The organism is Lujinxingia vulgaris, assembly GCF_007997015.1.
GTDB lineage: Bacteria > Myxococcota_A > Bradymonadia > Bradymonadales > Bradymonadaceae > Lujinxingia > Lujinxingia vulgaris.
Window position 1 is genome coordinate 357,621 of sequence record NZ_VOSM01000005.1, and the last position, 16,262, is coordinate 373,882.

The 16,262-nt window shown below is 64.7% G+C and carries 13 protein-coding genes; 11 read left to right on the plus strand and 2 right to left on the minus strand.

All coding sequences use genetic code 11. From position 1 onward, the window contains the following. The first annotated feature begins 278 nt into the window (after positions 1–278). The gene (locus FRC98_RS12835; RefSeq protein ID WP_230467568.1) at positions 279–2,069 is read left to right on the plus strand and encodes a VWA domain-containing protein; all 1,791 of its coding nucleotides are present in this window, start codon (positions 279–281) and stop codon (positions 2,067–2,069) included. Between the two features lie 163 nt (positions 2,070–2,232). Here the strand turns inward: FRC98_RS12835 and FRC98_RS12840 are convergent, their stop codons facing one another. After that, positions 2,233–2,874: a hypothetical protein gene (locus FRC98_RS12840; RefSeq protein ID WP_146981837.1), complete on the minus strand. Its 642-nt coding sequence runs from the start codon at positions 2,872–2,874 to the stop codon at positions 2,233–2,235. Positions 2,875–2,955: 81 nt separating this feature from the next. Here FRC98_RS12840 and FRC98_RS12845 point away from each other — a divergent pair, with 81 nt between their 5' ends. The 5 genes from FRC98_RS12845 to FRC98_RS12865 all read left to right on the plus strand — a co-directional run bounded on the left by FRC98_RS12845 (position 2,956) and on the right by FRC98_RS12865 (position 7,878). After that, complete coding sequence (locus tag FRC98_RS12845) at positions 2,956–3,687, plus strand: hypothetical protein (RefSeq protein ID WP_146981838.1); 732 nt, start codon at positions 2,956–2,958, stop codon at positions 3,685–3,687. A 267-nt stretch (positions 3,688–3,954) separates the two neighbouring features. Beyond that, positions 3,955–4,479 carry a gluconate 2-dehydrogenase subunit 3 family protein gene (locus FRC98_RS12850; protein ID WP_146981839.1) on the plus strand — a complete coding sequence of 175 codons (525 nt, stop codon included), beginning with the start codon at positions 3,955–3,957 and terminating at the stop codon, positions 4,477–4,479. A gap of 34 nt (positions 4,480–4,513) precedes the next feature. After that, on the plus strand, positions 4,514–6,088 hold the full coding sequence (locus tag FRC98_RS12855) for a GMC family oxidoreductase (RefSeq protein WP_146981840.1): 1,575 nt from the start codon (positions 4,514–4,516) through the stop codon (positions 6,086–6,088). 51 nt (positions 6,089–6,139) lie between these two features. Then, positions 6,140–6,517, plus strand: coding sequence for a Rieske (2Fe-2S) protein (locus FRC98_RS12860; protein WP_146981841.1), 378 nt, complete (start codon positions 6,140–6,142; stop codon positions 6,515–6,517). 53 nt (positions 6,518–6,570) lie between these two features. Then, complete coding sequence (locus FRC98_RS12865) at positions 6,571–7,878, plus strand: mechanosensitive ion channel family protein (RefSeq protein WP_230467569.1); 1,308 nt, start codon at positions 6,571–6,573, stop codon at positions 7,876–7,878. Positions 7,879–7,905: 27 nt separating this feature from the next. Here the strand turns inward: FRC98_RS12865 and FRC98_RS12870 are convergent, their stop codons facing one another. Then, the gene (locus FRC98_RS12870; RefSeq protein ID WP_146981842.1) at positions 7,906–8,853 is read right to left on the minus strand and encodes an NUDIX hydrolase; all 948 of its coding nucleotides are present in this window, start codon (positions 8,851–8,853) and stop codon (positions 7,906–7,908) included. A gap of 125 nt (positions 8,854–8,978) precedes the next feature. Between FRC98_RS12870 and FRC98_RS12875 the strand changes: the two genes are divergently transcribed. From FRC98_RS12875 to FRC98_RS12895, 5 genes are all read left to right on the plus strand, one after another. Further along, on the plus strand, positions 8,979–10,064 hold the full coding sequence (locus tag FRC98_RS12875; protein ID WP_146981843.1) for an OmpA family protein: 1,086 nt from the start codon (positions 8,979–8,981) through the stop codon (positions 10,062–10,064). A 204-nt stretch (positions 10,065–10,268) separates the two neighbouring features. Then, complete coding sequence (locus FRC98_RS12880) at positions 10,269–12,779, plus strand: L,D-transpeptidase family protein (protein ID WP_146981844.1); 2,511 nt, start codon at positions 10,269–10,271, stop codon at positions 12,777–12,779. A 49-nt stretch (positions 12,780–12,828) separates the two neighbouring features. Further along, the gene (locus FRC98_RS12885; protein ID WP_146981845.1) at positions 12,829–13,566 is read left to right on the plus strand and encodes a TlyA family RNA methyltransferase; all 738 of its coding nucleotides are present in this window, start codon (positions 12,829–12,831) and stop codon (positions 13,564–13,566) included. Positions 13,567–14,126: 560 nt separating this feature from the next. Continuing rightward, entirely contained in the window at positions 14,127–15,473 is a 1,347-nt protein-coding gene (locus FRC98_RS12890) for an alkaline phosphatase family protein (protein ID WP_146981846.1), read from the plus strand. 83 nt (positions 15,474–15,556) lie between these two features. Next, a complete protein-coding gene (locus FRC98_RS12895; protein ID WP_146981847.1) occupies positions 15,557–16,261 on the plus strand; it encodes a TetR/AcrR family transcriptional regulator in 705 nt (234 codons plus the stop codon). Position 16,262 lies beyond the last annotated feature (1 nt).

Genomic DNA, 16,262 nt, shown 5'->3' on the forward strand with positions numbered 1-16,262 from the left:
GACGTTGCACGTCACCAAAACTTGCCGACTTTTACGACGATTTACACCTGAAGCTCCTAAAAGCGGCTGAAATTCTGTCGAAAGCTTCGCGGGCTTTTGATACCATCGCGTCTACAGAGTTTGGGTTATTCCCGGTCCACATCATTTCGCGCCACGCTGACTTCCCTGCAACGCGCTCCTCACCTCACAGGGTACGAACCATGCGAACAACGCTCATAAAATGGACGCTCCCCGCGCTGATCGCGCTGACTGCTCTGGCCTGTTCAGATGAAACCAAAGTGACCAGCTGCCCGGACGGCCAGGAGCGCAACCCCGTCAGCGGCGAATGCCGCCCCGGTGGTGAAGACTCCAATGATCCCGACGGGGGCGATCCCGGTGACGCCGGTGACGGCGATACCGATGGCGGCGGTGATCTTATCGATGCGGACCATCCTCATGACGGGCGCGATGATCTTCCCCCCTGGGACGATGAGAGCGGCGACGGGGTGCCCAACCAGTACGACAACTGCCCCTTTGCCCATAACCCCGATCAGGCCGACAGCGACGGCGACGGCATCGGCGATGTCTGCGACAACTGCCCGGACACCTCCAACACCGATCAAGCGGCGTTTACGACCAACCCCGTCGATGATCGCGGCATTGTCATGGGCAACGCCTGCGCCCCGGGTGTGGAGTACGTCGACACGGTGACCGACGACGACGGCGACGGCACCCCCTCGACCCTGGACAACTGCCCGGACGTGGCCAACGCCGACCAGGCCGACAGCGACGGCGACAGCATCGGCGATGCCTGCGACAACTGCCCCTTTGCGGCCAACGTTGACCAGACCGCCAGCCCCGGCAACCCCACCGGCGACAACGGCCTTGTGGTGGGTGACGCCTGCGCGCCGGAGCCCGGTCAGATCCCCATCTGCGAAGAACAGACCACCGAGTTTGAGCGCCTTAACCCCAACGTCTACGTCGTGCTCGACCTCTCCGGCTCCATGGACTACGGCGTGGGTGGACCGAGCGACAGCAGCCGACCCAACCGCTGGGAGCGCGCCGTGGCCGGGATGAACACCGTGGCCACCGAACTTCATGATGAGATTCGCTTTGGCGTGGGCACCTTCACCGGCAACTGCAACCTTTCCGCGCTGACCAACCGCCTGTCCATGGGCGACCATAACGCCGCCACCATCCAGAACTCCTACAGCGGTCTGAACCCCAACGGCGGCACCCCGCTGGACTGGGCGCTTCAGAACGTGATCAACAACGATCGCGTCAGCGACGGCAACGACCCGCTCGACGATCAGCGTGTCAAGTCCGTGCTGCTCATCACCGACGGTGAGCCGGGCTGCGGCGAGGTCGAAGGCGCGCGCCAGAAGATCGTCGAACTGCGCAACCGCGGCGTCTACACCTTCGTGGTCGGCTTCGCCTTCGACTCTCCCAGTCTGCAGACCTTCGCCACCGCCGGCGGCACCGGCTCGCCATACCTGGCCAGCGACGCCACCCAGCTGGCGAACGCCGTGCGCGACATCTCCAACATCCTGGTGAGCTGCTCCTACAACCTCGACCAGACCCCGCCCGATCCCAATCAGATCTGGGTCTCGGTCAACGGCACCTACCTGCCCCAGAGCGACCTCTCCTACAACGCCAACGACAACGTGCTGACCCTCTCGGAGTCGGCCTGCTCGCAGGTCCGCGCGATCGACGCCGAGGCCCTCGACCTGCAGATCAAGATGGGCTGCGCCAACGCCTGTGTGCCCGAGCAGCCCACCGGCCTCTGCGACCTCTACTACCAGACCTGCGGCGAGCCGCTGGAGTGTGAGAGCTGCTCGGCGGAGACCTGCGACGGTGTTGATAATAACTGTGATGGCCGCGTCGATGAGGGTTGCCCGGAGTGCTCCATCAACGGCTCGAGCTGTGAGTCGGATGCGGATTGCTGCGGCAACCTGGTCTGCGGCAGCGAAGGCACCTGTGGCTTCGGCTGCTTCCCGGCCAACGTCGCCTGCACCAGCAACGCCGACTGCTGCAGCGGCCAGTGCGCGCCGGTCTCCGGTTCGGAGTTTGGCACCTGCATCATCGGCTAAGGCTGCTTAGCACCAACGCATGAAGAAACCCCCGCGGGCGTCAGCCCGCGGGGGTTTTGTTTTTTGTTCAGGTTTATTCAGGTTTATTCAGGCATGCAACGTCGCGTGGCGTGTCAGGAGCGCGCGCGCAACGACGCACGGCCAACTTCACTCATGCATGCGCTCAGGGCGTAAAGGCGCGCTGCATCTCCTCCAGAGCGCGCTCCAGGCTATCTTCCACCTTCTGGCGGGTGACCTCGGTGGCCTCCTGCGACGCGGGATGCAAGAAGGCATCGGGGTCGCTGGTATGTTCGTGCGGCTCGGGAGTCTCGGCCGGCTCAAACATCACATCGACGCATTGAGGCCCGGCGTAGAGTTCAAAGAGATGGGTGCGCACCGCCTGCGCGCGCACCTCGCGCGCGGCCAGCTCGGCCTGGCGCTGCGCGCGACGCTCGGCCCAGCTTACTGCGGCGTCGGCGTTGGCAGCCTCTTCGGCGGCCTGGCGGCTGGCCTCAAAGGCGCGCTGCGTGAGGATCTGCGCGCGACGCCGCGCCTCGCGCTCCTCCCTGTATTCCGCGTTGAGGCGTCGGGCGCGCTCGATACGTGATTCACGCGCGACGCCTTCGGTGTAGCGAATGGTGCCGGCGGCCCTTAGCCCGCGCTCCCCGTGCACCCAGATCACCTGCGATGATGTTGGCGGGCTCACCTCCCTGTCCCCACTCGCCCCGGTCTCCCACACCCCTGTTCCCCACATCCCCATGCCCAACGCCAGGATGCCTGCGGCACCGATCGCACTGGACTGGACAAGCCAATTCGGGCTGATCATGATCGCACCTCGTCAAAGACCCTTGTCGTCCCCTCCTCTCAAATATGCCCCCGACTTCCCCCGGGTAAAGCAGGCCACCTCATGACCGAGCCATCTTCCCAGCCCTCCACCGATCTTCGCTCGGAGAACGCTTCTGATCGTTCGTCGGAGATCGCCTCGACGCCTCCGCGTATGCTTCTGCCCCTGGCGCTGGCCGCCGCGGTGGGGCTTGCCGCCGCGCACTTTTTGCTGACGCCACCGCTGGTGGCGCTGGCCCAGGGCCAACTTCAGGCCGCCGCCGGCGCCTGGTTCTTCGCCCCGGCCACACTGGCCGCGCTGGCCTTTCTGGTGGGTCAGGTGCAGCCCGGCCAGGCCCGCGCCACCCCCGCGCTCCGGCCGCACCATATCCCCCTTTTTGCAGCCCTGGTCGCTCCGCTGACCCTGGGCGTGATGTCACTTACCAACACCCCGGCCCGCTTCCGCCCGGTCACCTGGCTCAGCGAGAGCGCCACCCTCGGCCTGATGCTGGGCCTGGGCCTGGCGCTGGCCGCCCTCTTCTGGCAGGGCGCAGTCCAGCAGCATCTTTTCAAAACTCTGCCCCTTCAACTTCGCGCGCTCGTGGTCGCCATGCTCAGCCTGATGCCGCCGGCGGCCTTTCTGATGCACCCGCAGACCTCCGAGGCGCTTCGCGACGGGCTGCTCCCCGAACTGCTCGCCAGCACCCTCGTGCTGGCCGCTCTGCACGAGGCCGGGCTCAGCCATCGCCTGGTCGCCCTCAACGCGATCGTGCTCGGCGTGGGCATCGGCGTGCTCAACCACGCGCTGCTCATCTGAGCATCGGATCATCGGATCATCGGATCATCGGAGCATCGCAACGTGGCGCGTCGCACCGCCGGGAAGCGATCGGGACCGGGGGAATCCCTGAGCGCCTGGCCATGTTTTCCAACAAACCAACCCACCGGTCGGTTTTTACTACGCTTCAACCTCCTGAAGCGTTATCCTTGGGGTTCTGAGGCGATTTAAAACACTCGGCCGGGTGGTTCTGCACAGGTTTTCCACAGGGCGAATCCCCCGAAGACAGGGCTCAAACGAGGGCTGGCGATGGACGCAATGCGACGGCGCACCTTTTTGAAAGTCAGCGCGATGGGCGTGCCCGCGCTTGTGCTGGCCGCCGGCACCGCTCGCGTCGGCTTAGGCTGGTACGATCAGCCGGCGTCCCCGTCGACGGCCACCTTGAGCGCGCGCGAGGTCGAGATCTGCCGCGCCATCTGCGATGCCCTCTACCCGGGAGACCACCTGGGCATGCCGCCCGGCAACGCGGTGGGCGTGGTCGAGGCCGTCGACGATTATTTAAGCGCCATCCCCGAAGACACCGCCAACCTCTTACGCCTCTTGCTGCACGCCATCGACGACTTCGGGCGCCTGGCCACGCTCCCCCCGCGCGCCTTCTCGGAGCGCAGCCGCCGCCAGCGCCAGGCCATCCTGCGCGCCTGGGACACTTCCAGCTTCGGCGCGCGCCAGGACGCCTTTAAGGCGCTCAAGATGATCTTCGCCATGGGCTACTGCGAGGCCCCCGAGGTCATACTCGCTGCGGGCATCGACTACACCTGCGGGGAGTGGGAATGAACTTTCACGGCCCCACCGGCCAGCGAGCGCGACGATGAGCGAGACCATCCTGGACTACTCCGCCGAAGATCACCTGGGTCAGAAGCTGCAGACCTACGAGACTTTCGAGGCGCAAAACGCCCCCGAGAAGATCACCCACAGGGTCGACGTGGCCATTGTGGGCGCGGGGCCCGGCGGGCTTGTGAGCGCGGCGACGCTTGCGGCGGCCGGCTTAAGCGTGCTCATCGTCGAAGACGGGCGCTTCTGGCCGCGCCACAGCTTTAAACGAAAGCAAAGCTGGGCGGCCAAACACCTGATGCAGGAGCAGGCCACGCGCGTGATGCAGGGAAACGCGTTCATTCCCCTGGCCAGCGGGCGAGGGGTGGGGGGAGGCACGTTGGTGAACTCGGCGATTTGTTTCAGGGCGCCGGATGCGGTGCTTGAGGAGTGGGTCGAGCAGTGGGGGCTTGCCCATTTTGGGTCGGAGCGCCGCGATCGGATCTTCTCGGAAGTCGAGGAAGTCATCGGTGTGGCGCCCACCCCCGCCGCGCTTGCGGGTGAGAACGCCCGGGTGGCGCAGCGCGGCTTTAGCCAGCTGGGCCTCGATCACGCCTACATGCCCCGAAACGCCCCGGGGTGTGTGGGCTGCGGCACCTGCCAGACCGGCTGCCCCACCGGCGGCAAAGCCACCGCCGACATCACCTGGCTTCCCCGTGCGCTCCGCTATAATACGCGTCTTTTTGCCGACACCCGCTGCGAGCGCCTCACCCTCAACGCCCAGGGCCGCGTCACCGGACTTGTTGCCCACACCCGCCATCCCCAGACGCGCCAGGTGCGCGTGCAACACACCATTGAAGCCAGCCGCACCTTGCTTGCGGCCGGCGCGGTGAACACCCCGATTTTGCTGCTCAATCAGGGGCTCGCCAACTCCAGCGGCCAGGTCGGGCTGAACCTGCACGTGCACCCCACCGTGGCCGTGCTCGCAAAGTTCGACCATCCCATCCGCCTGTGGGCCGGCGCCACCCAGGGCTATTACGCCCACCACCCCGACGATCCGGAGATCTTGCTGGAGACCTTCTCGGCCTCCCCCGACGTCTTCTTGAGCCAGGCCGCACGCGCCGGCGTGGATGTGAGCGCGGAGTTTTTACGAGAATTTCGCAACATCGCCGCCTGCGGCCTGCTCATCCGCGACAGCTCCTCGGGCCAGGTCAGTCCGGGCAAAGATCAGCGCGCCAACGTGCGTTATGTGCTCGGTCGCGACGACCAGAAAAAGCTCACCGCCGGGCTGCACACCCTGGTGGAGATGTTCTTTGAGGCCGGGTCGCGACGCGTGATGCCGATGGTGCGCAAGAGCCGCTTTTTTGAGAGCGTGAACGCGGCCAACGATCACGTGCGCATCCACCACACCCCCGGCGATCTTTCGCTTTACGCGAGCCACCCGATGGGCACCTGCCGCATCGGCGCCGACCCGAAGCTCTGTGTCGCTCGCCAGGAGGATGGTCGCACCTACGACCACGAGGGCCTCTATATTGTGGATTCTTCGCTCTTTCCCAGCGCGCTGGGCGCCAACCCCCAGGTCACGATCATGGCCCAGGCCCTGGCGCTGAGCCGGGTTATCGCAGAGGCCTGATCGCCGCAGCCTGAGCCAACTTCTTCGACCTTGCCCCCCCCAAACGTTGCCATGCCCTCCACACCTTCCGACGCCCTGGCCATCGTGGACAGCCGCCCGCTCAAAGCGCCCGGCGACGCCTGCCATTTTGCCTACCGCGACCGCACCGGCGGCGAAGGCCGCGGGGTGCTTTTGCGCGTCGATGCACACACGCTGGTCGCCTTCGACGATTATTGCCCCCACTGGGGCGTGCCTCTTGGCGAAGATCCCTCGCGGCTCTTTGATCCACGTGACGCCTCGGTCGTCTGCTCGATGCACCGCGCCCGCTTTGACCCGCGCTCCGGTCTGTGCCACACAGGCCTCTGTGAGGGCCAACACCTCACCCGCTTTCAGGTCATCGAAGGCCCCTCCGCCGGCCTTGTCACTGTTAAGCGCTCCGGGCTCTTTTAGTCCGCCTTTCACCACGTCTGCCCGGGGCCCCTGCATCTTTCCAGGAGCTTCGTATGGACATCCTCCCCTTTAAAGACTGGCTTGAGGCCTTCGACCCCTCGGCGCTCTACGCGCTGGGTTTCGGGCTGGGTGCGCTTCTTTTAGCGCTGGCGATCGTCACGCTGATCTCGCGGCGCATCGCCCTGCCGGCGCTGCTCCGTTTTGCGAAAATGAGCTCGATTGCCTGGGATGATATCCTGGTGGAGCAAAAGGTCTTGCACCGGCTGGCGGCGCTCCCCTCCCTGCTCACCCTGCAGCTGGGCATCACCTGGGTGCCGCATCTTCCCCCGGCGCTGAGCGAGGCTGTCCGACTGATCTGCCTGTGTTTGGTGATCGTGGCGATCGCCCGCAGCATCAGCGCCCTGCTCTCGACCTTCAATGAGCTGCACCGGCGCTTTTCGGTCAACCGCGACCGCCCCATCAAGGGGTATCTTCAGGTGGTGCAGGTGCTCGTCTACTGCGTGGCGGGCATCCTGATCGTCTCGTTTTTGCTGGACCGCTCCCCGCTGATCCTCCTGAGCGGTCTGGGCGCGATGACCGCGGTGATCCTGCTGGTCTTCCGCGACAGCCTCTTGAGCCTTGTGGCCGGCATTCAGCTCACCCAGAACGATCTTCTGCGCGTGGGCGACTGGATCGAGATGCCCCAGTTCAACGCCGACGGCGACGTGACCGACATCGCGCTCAACGTGGTCACGGTGCAGAACTGGGATCGCACGCTCACGATCATTCCCACCCATAAGTTTCTGGAGCACTCCTTTAAAAACTGGCGAGGCATGCAGCTGAGCGGCGGCCGGCGCATCATGCGCGCAATCCACCTGGACCTGGGCTCGGTGCGTTTCTTAGACGACGAGGACATCGCCGGGCTGCGCACCATCCGGGTACTGCGCCCCTACCTCGATCAAAAACTCAAAGAGATCCGCGACCATAACGAAAAAACACTCTCCGAGGAGTTCGCCACCGAGAGCATCAACCAGCGCCGGCTCACCAACATCGGCACGCTGCGCGCCTACATCGGGCTCTACCTGCGCGAACATCCGGGCATTCATAAAGACATGACCTTCATGGTGCGCCAGCTGGAGCCCACTCCCCAGGGGCTACCGCTTCAGATTTATGTCTTTACCAACACCACGGTGTGGACTGAGTACGAGGCGATTCAGGGCGATGTCTTTGATCATATCCTGGCATCGCTTCCCCGCTTCGGGCTGCGCGCGTTTCAGGCGCCCTCCGGCGCGGATATCAGCCGCACCACCGAGGCGCTCCAGCCCCTGCGCCAGCTCCCCACCCCGGAGGCATCAAAAGCCGCCGCGTCGGCCTCCCCCTGAAAACAGGCCGGCCCTCCTGACGGTTTTTCAGCCCCGCTCGGTCCACCACTGACCGTCGCGGCGCACCACACGGGTCACCCCGCTGCGCTCGCGCAGCGTGTGGCCCGGGGGGCAGCGCGCAACCTCCACATCGACTCGCTCCTCGCGGTAGGCCGCGTCGCCGGGGAGCACAAGCACCGCCTCACCGCCCCCGGCGGCATCCTCGAGAAGTTGAGGCAGGACGGGGTCGATCGAGGTTTTTTCGATGTCTGCAAACAAACGCGCAAGGTCGCCGGGGGCCTCAAAACGCTGCAGATCTTCCAGCACGCAGAGGGTCGGCGGCGCGAGCAAAATCTCACCCTCGCGGTACGCCTTGATGGCCTCCGCAGGGCGAAGCCAGCGGCTGTCCACAAGCTCGCGTGCGTCGACCTGGACCGTCTGGCCAGCCGGCGCCCGGGCCACAAAAAAACGGGTGTCGTAGCGCCGATTTTCAAAGGTCGGCGTGATCCAGCGCGCGTAATAATGAAGCCCGGCGGCGTCCAGGCGCACCGGTCGGCCGGCGGCCTCCTGCAGCGCGTTTAAAAACACCCCCATCGAGACACTCCCCGCATCGAGCTTCTGACGCCACCGCTGCCAGCGCTCCGGCTCGGCCTGAAAGATCGCGGCGAGGTTTGTGTTATTGTCAGCGGTGTCTGCGAGCGTGGCCAGCATCATCCCCGTCTCTTCAAAAACCTCACGCAGCGCCGCCACATAGAGCGCACGCGCGGTGTTTTCATCTTCGGCCAGGCCCTCAGTCGGCTCAAACCCCGGCGACAACGCCTGCTTGAGCGCCTCATCGGCGTCGTGCCCATCGACCCGACCGCCCGGAAACACCCAGCGATCCGCCATAAAGGCATGCCCGCTGTGGCGGCGCATCAAAAGCACCTCAAGCCCCTGTGCGCCTTCGCGCACCAGCATCACCGTGGCCGCATCGCGGACCTTGACCGCCTCACCCATCGCACTTCTCCTCGCTTGACCCGCACCTGCGGCGTCGACTCGCATTGAATCGACGCCTCGCCACGTCGTATACCACAGTGCGACGCACCGGCCATCGGCCCCCCTCTTACCCCCGGCGCCCGACGATGAAGTTTTTGACTCTTCCCTCACTCTCCAACCTGACTCGAAAGCCCCTGCGCACCCTGGCTCACCTCAGCGGCGCCTCGCTGCTGATGCTCGCGTTGAGCGCTGGCGCGGCGAGCGCCCAGGACTTTGAGTACCGCGTTAACAACCGCGTGCAGGTCGGCCAGGGCCAACCCTCGCTTACCCTGCGCTCTCCGGCGGCGCTGAGCGACGCCGAGCTCACCTTTAAGCGCTCCGACGGCCACACCACCACCCGGCGGCTGGGGAGCCTTGAGCGCGGTGAGGTCAAAGAGGTGATCATCGAGCAGCCCCCGGGAACTTTTGATTACACCGTCACCCTGCGCGCAAAAGACATCGACGGGGAGCCGGTGGAGTTCGAGCTCACCTTTGACGTCGCCTACACCGAAGCGCTCAAAGTCGAGGTGGACACCGACGAGGTTGAGCTCGGCCAGGGCCGCCTGCCCATTCACGTCAACCGCCCGGTGGAGAAGGTTGAGATCGAGTTTTTTGACGCCAACAACCGCCCCCTGGGCACGCACACCTCGCAGCATCGGGGGGCCAGCGGCAACATCGAGCTTCGCTTTGAAGTCCCCGAGGGCGATCTGGCCGCGCTGCGCGTGGCCGTACACGACACCGAGGGGTTCTGGGAGTCCTTCATCCTGGAGCCTTTCTGGGTCGAGATTCCTCACCAGAGCGTGGTCTTCGACAGCGGGGAACACACCTGGCAGGACGCTGAGTTGCCCAAGCTCACCGAGACTCTGGAGCGCGTGCAGGAGGCGATGCGCGCCCACCGCGACAAGGGCCTGCAGATGCAGCTCTACATCGCCGGGTACACCGACACGGTGGGTAACGCGTCGAGCAACCAGGAGCTCTCGGAGCGCCGCGCCCGCGCCATCGGCCGCTGGTTCGCCGCACAGGGCCTCGACATCCCGGTCTTTTATCAGGGGTTCGGCGAGTCGGTGTTGGCGAAATCTACGCCGGATGAGACGGCGGAGGAGGCCAACCGACGCGCCATCTACATCCTGGGTAATGGCGCGCCGCCCACCTCCTCGGAGATCCCCCGCTCCCGCTGGCAACGCGTGCGCTGAAATCTACCCCCCGACAGGCGCGCGGCGAGCTAAGATCGGATGTTTGTTGAGGATTTTTTATCCTGACGGATGCGATCGCTGCTTTACTTTACAGAAAAGCGGATCAGCTTTTCTTAATCTTTCGCAGCCCCTGGTTTATACTTCTTAAGCATTCCAGCCGCCTCTTCGGCCCTCTTACCGCGCCTCTCGGGCGCCCCGACACCCATGAACTTCGATACCCCGCATCGCGCCCCTCACTCGCTGCGCCGCCTGGCGATGGGACTTCTGGCCTCGTCCATCTTCGCCCTGAGCGCCTGCTCCGAGCCCACCATTGAGCCGGCGGCCGCCCAGAGCTACACCGCCGAGTGGGCCCCCACGCTCGAAGACGCCCTGCGCGAGAAGAGCGCCTCGGCCGCCGCAAGTCAGGCCCTCAAAGGCGCCTTTGAGAAGGGCGATGAGGCTGGCCAGAAGAGCGGTGAGCCCCCCTATGCGACCCTGGTCAACCAGATCTACCGCGAGCGGGAGTATGAGCCCGCGCTGGTCAAAAACGCCACACTGACCCCGGCCGGCGAAGCGCTCTGGAACGCCCTGCAGCTTGTCGAAGATCATCAGCTCGACGCCGTCCCCTACCGCCTCGATGAGCTGGCCCGCCTCTTTGAAGAGCTTGAGAGCAGAAAGCAGGCCTACGCCGACTTCGAAGGCCTCAAACCCACCGAGGCCGAGGTCGCCGCGGCCACCGCCTGGCTCACCGAGCAGCCCGTCTCCACCTTTGCGCTCACCGAAGAGAGCCACCCGCAGCTCACCGACGCTCTGCTCAACGCCCCCGAAGGCCAGCGCCTCAATGAGGCCCTGAAGGCCTACGAGGAGAAGTCCGCCGACGTGATTGCCATCGAGGCCAAACTCGAGCGCCTGCTGGCCCTGGGCCTTGCCCGCTATGCCCGCGAGCTGCGCTACTTCCGCCTCAAAGAGATCTTTGTGCACGAGCGCCACTGGGATGAGTACAACGAGCCCGACAGCCGCTCTACGCGTCCCGACAAGGCCAAAGGCCCCTTCCGCGCCGGCCAGGTCTGGCGCCAGGCCTCCCATGTGGCCACCGAGATGGCCAACCGCCGCAAAGACGAGATTTTCAATCAGGGGATTCAGGATACGCTCAGCGCGCTTATCGCCACCGAGTCCCTGGAAGACGCGCAGCGCGTGATCGACGGCCTGCCCCCGCAAAACCCGCAGTATATGGGCCTGGTCAACGCCTTCCGCCGCTACCGCGACATCGTCGAGGCCGGCGGCTGGCAAGAGGTCCCCACGCCGCGCTCGCTTAAGCCCGGGCAGCGCTCCGAGGCCGTCACCCACCTCAAGCAGCGCCTGCGCATTGAGGGCTTTTATCCTGAAGACGCCCCCATCGACGAGCATTACGACGAGGCGCTGGAGGAGGCGGTGCGCGAGTACCAGCACACCCACCAGATGGTCGCCAACGGCCGGCCCCATAACGTCTTCTGGTACTCGGTCAACGTGCCCGCGGAGCGCCGTCTTCAGCAGATCGCGCGCAACATCAAGCGCTGGCACTCCACCAACACCCGCCACGCCGAAGACGACTCCTACGTCTTTATCAACATCCCCGACTTCAACGTCGAACTCTGGAAAGAGCAGGAGCGCAGGCTGCGCTTTGCCGTCGTCGTGGGCAACAACAACAAAGAGGTCAACCCCCTCACCGGCGAAGAAGAGCGCGCCAACCAGACGCCCACCGTCTCCGCCTACATCGACCGCATCATCTACAACCCCTACTGGAACGTCACCCCGCGCATCCGCGCCGAGTCGATCCTCCCCGAAGTCAAAAAGCAGGTCATGGGCGGCTACGCGGCGCGCTTGAGCAACATGCTCAAGTCCGCCACCGCCCGACCCACATCCGCTCCCACGCAGGGCGTCTTCCGCCCGAACTTGCTCGGCTCACAGCCCGGCGCCGCTCCGTCGACCGCCGCCCCTCAGCGCGAAGCCGGGATGGTGGGGCGCCCTCCTCAAGAAGATGCTTCTGCCCAGGCCGCCAACGCGCCGGTCGACCAGCCTGCGCGCGCACCGGCCGCCGGCGACCCCGATGATGGTCCCGCCATCCCCGTCGCCCCCGAACCCGTCGATCTTCTGGAGTCGCTCACCACCATGCGCTCCACCGAGACCGGCCGCACCCGCGCCTTCAAAAGCGATCTTCTCCAGCGCATCATCAACCACCACTTCCCCGGTGAGGATGGCGCTGCACGCTTCAAGGCCCAGTTCCCCTACCTGGACCCGGCCACCGGCATCGTCGACGTCTCGGTGACCAACCCCGACCACATCCCCTCCTGGTACGAGGAGAACCGCTACGAGGTCGCCTTCCCCGGCCGCACGTGGGAGTACGTGCGCATGCTCCCCGGCGAAGATAATGCTCTGGGTTTTGTAAAAATCATCTTCCCGAACCTTCACGACATCTACCTGCACGACACCCCCCATAAGCCCCTCTTCTCCCAGCCGGTGCGCGGCTACAGCCACGGCTGCATCCGCATGGAGCAGCCCCTGACCATGGCCGAAGCCCTGCTGGAACTCGACGGCCAGGATCCCAACGTCGACCGCATCCTCGAAGGCGGCGAATACACCCCCATCTTCCTCACCCACCAGGTGCCGGTGCACATCGAGTACTACACCGTGAGCGTCGACGATGAGGGCCGCCCCCACTTCCTGGCCGACGTTTACGGCTACGACGAAGAGAGCTAACACCACCTCGTCGTCGATCTTTTCATTTCTTTGCTGCAGAGCCGTACCCATGGCCACCAAACAACGCCTCGACCTCTTGCTGGTCGAGCGCGAGCTCGTCGAGACCCGCACCCGCGCCCAGGCCCGCATCATGGCCGGTGACGTCTTCGTCAACGGCCAGCGCGTCGACAAAGCCGGCACCCGCATTCCCCTCGATGCCCCCATCGAGCTCAAGGGAGACGAGCTCCCCTACGTCTCCCGCGGCGGCCTCAAACTCAAAGCCGCCCTCGACGCCTTCGGCTACGACTGCACCGACAAAGTCGTCATCGACGTCGGCGCCTCCACCGGCGGCTTTACCGACTGCGTCCTCCAGGAAGGCGCCCTCAAAGTCTTTGCCGTCGACGTCGGCTACGGCCAGCTCGCCTGGAAACTCCGCCAGGACCCCCGCGTCATCAACATGGAACGCCAGAACATCCGCCACCTGGCCCCCGACGCCCTCGACGCCTCCTGCGACCTGGCCGTGATCGACTGCTCCTTCATCTCGCTCGATCTCGTCCTGCCCGCCACCCTCCCCTTCCTCTCCCCCACCGCCGACCTCATCACGCTCATCAAACCCCAGTTCGAAGTCGGCCCCGACAACGTCGGCAAAGGCGGCGTTGTCCGCGACACCCAGGCTCGCCAGGACGCCATCGAACGCGTCATCGCTCAGGCACTCGCCAGCGGCATGCACTTCGTAAAAGGCATCGACTGCCCCGTCCACGGCCCGGCCGGAAATGTCGAATATCTCGCATGGTTCACCCGTGCCTAGCGCACCCAGGACAACGCCAGCGACGTCGCTGCGTCGTCGCCGGTAGCTAAAGCTACAGCTTCATCCCTGCCTCCTTGCTGGACGTCGCCCTGGATGCGCTCGGGTTGGGGAATTTGCGGGTGATTATTCGGCGTCGTCCGACCTGATGGCGCTCGGGTTTAAACATATGCGGGTGATCAACCTGCGACATGCCCGTAAAGCGAGCCCCCCATCGCACGCACAAATCGCCCAACATCGCGAGCCCCGGCGCCCCTCAACCACCCAACCCCACAACCTCCTAACCACAAAACGCACCCCACCAGACGCCCTCACAAATCGACCAACTTCGCAAACCCCGGCGCCCCTCAACCCCACAACCCCATAACCCCCTGACCACAAAACGCACCCCACCAGACGCCCTCACAAATCTCCCAACGTCGCGAACCCCGGCGTCCCTCAACCACACAACCCCACAACCTCCTAACCACCCCGCGCTCCCCCCAACCCGGCACCTTGCGTGCGGAAGACAACTTCGCCACTATGCCCGCGTCCGCAACACCCCTCTCCCCACCGAGCCTCCCATGACCTCCCCCACCCGCGCGCTGGCGTTGGCCCTCCTGGCCGCCCTCCTCCTGGCCGCCCCGGCCTGCTCCTCCTCGCCAGCCGAAGACACCCCCGACGCCCCGGGCTTTGAGACCGAAGAGCCCGACGCGACCGAAGAGCCCGACGCGACCGAAGAGCCCGACGGCGACGACACCACCCCTGATCCGGTCAGCGGAGACACCCCGCTGATCCTCATCGGCTTCGATGGTTTTCGCCCTGACTACCTCGCACTGGCCCCCACGCCAAACTTCGATCGCCTCATCGCCCAGGGCGTTGTCGCCGACTCGCTTGAGCCGGTTTTTCCCACCAAGACCTTTGTGAACCTCTACTCGATCGTCACCGGTCTCTACGCTGAGAACCACGGGATTGTGGGCAACACCGTCTGGGACGCCGACTCCGGAAGGTTTACTACCGACAACCTTCTAACAATGAGAAAGGCCGAGCTTCAGGGCCAGTCTCGCTGGTGGGGTGGTGAACCCATCTGGATCACGGCCGAGAAGCAGGGCAAACGCGCCGGCACCTACTTCTGGGTGGGCTCCGAGGCCGAGATCAATGGTGTACGACCTTCGGAGTGGGTTCCTTATGATTATCAAACCCCCAACCGGGAACGAATCGACGGTGTTGTGGAATGGTTAAGCAGCGACGAGCCGGTCGACTTCGCCACCCTCTACTTCTCTGACCTTGACGGCGTCGGCCACGACCAGGGCCCACGCGGGTCGCGACTTTTTAATGAGTTGCAGGAGGCCGACGCCAACCTGGGCTACCTCATCGACGAGCTGGAGGCGGCAGGCATCTGGCCCAACGTCAACATCGTCATCGTCAGCGACCACGGCATGACCGCGCTGGACGAAGACAAAGTGATCCGCATCGACCAAATTATTAATATGAACGATGTTTTCATCCTGGAGCAGTCGCCGGTGGCCACCCTTATCCCCGACGCCGGCAAAGCTGACGAGGTCTACCAGGCGCTCAAAGCCGCCGAAGAGAACTACACCGTCTATCGCAAAGAAGATCTTCCCGAGCGTCTGCGCTACTCCAACCACGAACGCATCCCCGAGATCATTGTCATCGCCGACCCGCCTTACTCAATTTTCCACGATTATGGTCAGGACTGGGAGTTCAAACCAGGCGGCCACGGCTACGACCCTGAATTTCAGGAGATGCACGGCTTCTTCGCCGCCTCTGGCCCCGACTTTAAGCAGGGCCTGCAAAGTGAGACGCTGAAGATCGTGGATCTCTACGCCCTGATGGCCCATCTTCTGGCGCTGGAGCCCGCCCAACACGACGGCGATCTCTCGCGCATCGACCATATCCTGGCCGACTGAGCCTGACTTTTCTGTCTCAACTGAGGTAAGGGGGTTGAGAATCCTCAGCGCCCGAGCCCGACTCTCTTTCTTTTGGAGCCCCGATGAGTGCCCAGCGACAACGCCGACAGGCCCGCCGCGATGAACGCCGCGAAGAGCTCAAGCAGGCCGCCATCGAAGTCTTCCACGAGCACGGCTACCACGCCGCGCGCGTCTCCCAGATCGTCAAAAAAGTCGGTGTCGCCCAGGGCACCTTCTACCTCTACTTTGAGGGTAAGCAGCAGCTCTTCTCCGAGATCATCAGCGACTTTCTCGAGATGGTCGTCACCACCGTGGCCAGCTGGGAGCCCGGCGCGATCGACTCCCGCGAGGATCTTCGCGAGGAGCTCACCCGGGTCGGCCTGATGCTCACCGAGGAGCTTTTGAGAAACGAGCTCTCCACCGCCATCTTCTTCAACGAAGCGATGGCCGTGGCCCCGGAGATCAACGAGCTTATCCGCCATTTCTACGAGACGCTCCAGGCGATGCTCTCCGACTTCAACCGCATTCTCTGCCAGCGCGGGCTCATCGCCCCGATGGACTTTACCATCCTGGGCTCGATGACCATCGGCATGGTTGAGCGCGTGATCCTCGAGCGCGTCGTCTACGGCACACTCAAAGACGCCGAGCCCCGCGCCATTGTCGATCACCTGATCATGCACTTCTTAGCGGGCACCATCGAGCCCATCGGGGAGCCGGCCAGCGCCGGCCAGCCGGTAGCACTCGACCGCACGGAGACGTCCGACAACGCCGCCCCCACCGAGGTCTAAG